The sequence below is a fragment of the Sphingobium sp. YR768 genome, assembly GCF_900111125.1.
Classification (GTDB): Bacteria; Pseudomonadota; Alphaproteobacteria; order Sphingomonadales; family Sphingomonadaceae; genus Sphingobium.
The window spans coordinates 1-4,912 of the sequence record NZ_FOGE01000071.1; the positions used below are offsets into that span (position 1 = coordinate 1).

Consider the following 4,912-nt stretch of genomic DNA (forward strand, 5'->3'; position numbering starts at 1 on the left):
GCCCCCGACTGGCCCGCTTCATCACAGTGCCTCGACGCAAGGACGCTGCCTTATGAGGAAATTTTAGCCGGCCGCGCTGCTGGTTGAAGTGACTGTGGAACCGCATCGGCAACGACATCCAGAACCAGATCGTGGAACTGGCGCTGGACGAAACCGGCCTGAGCCCCCGCGAATTGGCGGTGCGCTTCACACGGGAAGCGCTACGTCGTGGCCGACGCCACGGTTTACCGCCTGTTGAAGGCCCGTGTTCTGATCACCAGCCCGGCCTATGTCGTGATCAAGGCCGCCGATCATTTCATACCAAGACCACCCGACCGAACGAGATGTGGCAGACCGATTTTACCTACTTCAAGATCATCGAATGGGGCTGGATGTACCTATCGACCGTGCTTAACGACTTCTCGCGCTACATCATCGGCTGGAAACTGGGCACCAACGTGCGAGCCGAGGACGTGACCGACACGTTAGATGCCGCAATGGGCCGGCGTCTCAAACTGTAGCCAGGTTGGATGGCTGTCCCTCAGAACGATGGTGTTGAAACGGGGTCCGAGCGATCGGCCCCAAGCATCATGGGAGGAACAGCCGTGGATCATTATGCCGGAATCGATGTCTCGGTTAAAGAGAGCAGCGTGTGTGTGGTGGACGCCAAAGGAAAGGTCGTCCGTGAGGTCAAGATCGCCAGCGAACCAGAGGCGCTGGTTCGCTATTTGGGCGAGCTGGAGTTTCCGGTGAGTCTCATTGGGCTTGAGGCCGGGCCGCTATCGCAGTGGCTGCATGCCGGACTTGTCGCCGCCCGCTTCGAAGTGGTGTTGCTGGAGACGCGCCATGTGAAGGCGGCGCCTTGAGCGATGACGGTAAAGACCGATCGGAAGGATGCGCGCGGCATCGCGCTGCGGCTGCGGATGGGGTGGTATCGCCCAGTTCACGTCAAGTCGGTCGACGCCCAGGACACCCGCGCGCTGCTCGTTGGCCGCAAGTTGCTGCAAGGCAAGCTGCTCGCCGTCGAGCTCAGCATCCGCGGGATACTGCGCGGCTACGGGCTGAAGGTCGGCGAGGTCAGCCGCTGCCGGTTCGATGCCCGGATCCGAGATCTGACCGCCGGACATGCGATGCTGGAAACCGTGATCGGCGCCATGCTGACAGCGCGGGCAACGCTGTGGAGCGAGTTCATGAAGCTCCATCGCGAGATGCTGAAGATCGCGAGGGCGGACAGGATTTGCCACCGGCTGATGAGCACGCCCGGGGTCAGCGCGCTCGTCGCGTTGACGTATCGCTCGGCGGTCGATGATCCAACCCGATTTAGCAAATCCAGTACGGTCGGCACCTATTTCGGGCGGACACCGAAGAAATATCAGTCCGGCGAGACCGACCGCGATGGCGGCGTCAGCAAAGTCGGTGACGCGACGGTGCGAACCGCGCTGTTTGAGGCCGCGCACATCATGCTGACGCGGGCGACGCACTTTTCCAGCCTGAAGCGCTGGGCGCTCGAAGTGGCGAAACGTCGCGGCATGAAGCGCGCCAAGGTCGCCCTCGCACGCAAACCGGGTGTCGTGCTTCACCGCATGTGGATAGATGCGACCGACTTCCGCTGGGGAGCAACCGCAATGGCCGCTTGAATAGGAATTGCTGATCGGAGCGGGTCGAGAACGATACCGCCCCTACTGAGTTCCCGTCGCCGGGACGAGCGCTTGGCAAGGTCGTGTGTAGTGCTGTGAATGCCTCGGCAGAACACGCTTCCTAGATTGACCTGCCGGCTTAAGGATCTGATGGCATGGTGGGGCAGCCACGTGTTGACCACGAACAGAAGCATGATCCTGGCAACGAGATAATCGTTCAGAGAGACTTGACGATCGAAGGCCCATTACAGAAGACCTCGCCCTCAAGGCCTCGGGCTGCGACAGCGCCAAGGTGCTGCACAAGCCCAGGCTGCGCAGCGATAATGACCCCAGCTATATCGTCGGCGAACTGGCGGAATATATCGAGGCCTGGAAGATGAGCCATGTGCGGAGTGCACCGTGGCATCCGCAAACCCATGGCAAGATCAAGCGCTGGCACCAAACCCTGAAAAACCGCATCCTACTGGAAAAATACTTCCTGCCCGGCTACCATGAAGGCCAGATCGAGGCCTTCGTCGAGCACTACAACCATCAGCGTGATCAGAGCCTGAACAATGTGACGCCCGCCGACGCCTACTTCGGCGGGCTTGATGGGGTGCCGCCGTTACTTGCAGCAAAGTCCGGCGCCTACACTCTAAGCTGCGACGACGAGTTTCGCCAAGCGTAAGATCCAAAGCGAAAATTCGTGCGCCGCGGCTCGCGATTGAGACGACCCCATCACTATAGGGCCATTGTTCCATGCTCGAGATAACGCTGATGCCAGGACAACGCTTCATTCAACAGAACAGGTGTGTCCCCGCCGCCGTACAGGGCAGCTTGGGCTCGCGCGAAATAATCTTTCAACATCGGTCGATAGCTGGGGTGCGCGCAGTTCTCGATAATGACCTGAGCCCGTTGCCGTGCGGAAAGGCCGCGGAGATCGGCAAGTCCCTGTTCGGTTACAAACACCTGAACGTCCTGATCGATATGATCGACATGGGCGACCATGGGAACGATCGAGGAGATAGCACCGCCCTTGGCCGTAGACGGGGTCATGAAAAATGAGATGAGCGCGCCACGTGCGAAGTCTCCGGAGCCGCCGATCCCGTTATGGACGTTCGACCCCATCATGCGGCTTGAGTTGATGTTGCCATAAATGTCGGCTTCGATCGCCGAGTTGAACGTCAGACAACTTAGCTTGCGCACGATAGCGGGGTTGTTGCTGACTTCCTGTTGGCGAATGATGATCTTGTCGCGCCATCGCACCATCTCATTATTCGCGATTACAGCCTGATCCTTGCTGAGATAAAGCGCTGCAGCCGACGCGGCGCGCATCTTGCCGGCCTTCAGCATCTCGAACATTCCGTCCTGGATAATTTCGGTGTAGCCGGTGAGATTATCGAACGGCGCGTCGATCAGACCGAGCATGACCGCATTGGCCACATTTCCCACGCACGATTGAAGTGGCGGAAGTTGCGAGGGCAAACGACCCCGGGCTACTTCATTCTTCAGGAAATCGATGATGTGCCCCGCGATCGTCGTCGCCTCGCGATTCACCCGGAAAGAAACGTTCATATCAGGCTCGTCCGTGCGCACGACGGCGACGACCTTACCCGGATCGACACGGAGGACGGGCTCCCCGATCCGTTGACCGGCCCAGGCGAGATCAAGACCTGGCGCCTCGGGGCCATGAAGGTCTCCCATCCAGACGTCATGAAGGCCTTCGATATCGTGCGAATGCCAGGTATTGACCTCGATGATGACCTTGCCCGCCATTTGAAGCCATGTCTTGGCGGTCCCGATCGCACATGTCGGAACGATCCCTCCGTCACGGCGGATGCGCGCCGCCTCGATGATGGCGACGTCCACTTTTCCGAAAAACCCGGCTCGCGCCCATGGCGCGAGTTTACTCAGGTGGAAATCGACATAGGGAACCAAACCAGCGTTGATTTGAGCGCGAAGATCCGGATCAGCCATGTATGGGATGCGGAAGTTGACGGCTTCAGCACGAGCGAGTGACCCGTCTGCATCAGGGCTCGATGATGCACCGCCGAGTAGGCTTACCGAGAAAGTTCCGCCCTTGGCGTGCTGCTCGGCGGCAAGGCGGCCAATTGCGCGAGGCGTTGCCTTCGGCGTGCCGGGCGGGCCGAACCCGCCCAAGGCGACACAGTCGCCGTCCGAGATGAATGTGACGGCCTCTTCAGCGGTCATGACCTTCTCAAGGAAGGCTGCACACTCGATGCGCTCTGTTGTCATTCAATTGGGCTTCCATAGGTATGTCCGGCAACCAGGGCGGCTCAGAATGGAGATTTTTCTACGCTTTCTCTTCTGCCCCTGTTTGCGTATGGTTTTGGAACTGCGGATAGATGCGAGCAGAGTCGGCGGGACCGCGATTAGTCGCGCGCTGGCCACCTTGCCGATGACAAGTAAAATGATCGCCATCCTCTCCATGGGTTATTCCTAAGAAACAGCCATATCAGGCTCCGCAGGCATTTCGTGCAGGATGAAGCCGAAGGCCTTGGCACGGCGCTGCAGATTTCCGATCACTCGGCTGCGGTAGCGTTCCTCATATTGTGAGGCGCCGGGATCATGATACGCCATGCCGTGGCGCAGGCTGTTATAAAACAGCACTGCGATTTTGCGTGCGGCCGCGGTCACTGCCTTGGCTTTTCCGGCGCGAGCCGACAGTCGACGGTAGAACGCCCCAAGTGCGGTGTCACTTCGACCGATGGTGGTTGCCGCCAAGCGTAGGAGTGCAGCTGCGCGGCTCGAGGAGCGTCGGGTTTTGGACGACAGCAATTTACCGCCCGATATCTTGTTGCCCGGCGCCAGGCACAACCAGGACGTAAAATGCTTTGAACTGGGCCATGCGGCAAGATCGGTGCCGCACTCGCCAACCAGCTTGAGCGCGAGCGAGGGGCCGATACCATGGATTTGCGTCAGGTCCACGCCCAGCACGCGATAGAGCGCAGACCGGACCTCGAAGTCGGGCGTGTTCACCTGTCGCCTTTTGGTCCGGACTTTTGGGAGGTGGCGGACATCATGGCCCTCATCAATTTCGAGCGCCTTGAGCGCGGCCTCAAGCTTTCGATCACATTCGAGAACTTTGGTTTGGTAGAAGTCGAACAGGGCCAAGGACTGGCCAAGCGCGAAGATATGCTCGTCGCGCCAGTTCCCCGATAATGCCGCACAGATGGTCTCAATAGTCGCGTGGCAGCGGACTGTAGCGCGACGATTACGGAGTCCGGTCGGCGTCAATTATGATGGCCGTTAGGCGGCCGCGCCGGTTGGTGACTTCGGGCTATCATGAGCGGTTG

Annotated in this window: 2 protein-coding genes and 3 pseudogenes; 3 read left to right on the forward strand and 2 right to left on the reverse strand. The window is 59.6% G+C overall.

Annotated elements, in window-relative coordinates; translation table 11 throughout:
• Positions 1-92: 92 nt before the first annotated feature.
• The 3 pseudogenes from BMX92_RS26575 to BMX92_RS26585 form a co-directional block, all read left to right on the forward strand.
• Positions 93-479: pseudogene (locus BMX92_RS26575) on the forward strand (DDE-type integrase/transposase/recombinase); the annotation flags it as partial.
• 105 nt (positions 480-584) lie between these two features.
• Positions 585-1,616 (forward strand): annotated as a pseudogene (locus tag BMX92_RS26580) (IS110 family transposase).
• 247 nt (positions 1,617-1,863) lie between these two features.
• Positions 1,864-2,199 (forward strand): annotated as a pseudogene (locus BMX92_RS26585) (integrase core domain-containing protein); the annotation flags it as partial.
• A 137-nt stretch (positions 2,200-2,336) separates the two neighbouring features.
• Here the strand turns inward: BMX92_RS26585 and BMX92_RS26590 are convergent.
• Both BMX92_RS26590 and BMX92_RS26595 read right to left on the reverse strand, forming a co-directional pair.
• A complete protein-coding gene (locus tag BMX92_RS26590; RefSeq protein WP_093022730.1) occupies positions 2,337-3,851 on the reverse strand; it encodes an acetyl-CoA hydrolase/transferase C-terminal domain-containing protein in 1,515 nt (504 codons plus the stop codon).
• Positions 3,852-4,055: 204 nt separating this feature from the next.
• A complete protein-coding gene (locus tag BMX92_RS26595) occupies positions 4,056-4,730 on the reverse strand; it encodes a transposase (protein WP_256213652.1) in 675 nt (224 codons plus the stop codon).
• Positions 4,731-4,912 lie beyond the last annotated feature (182 nt).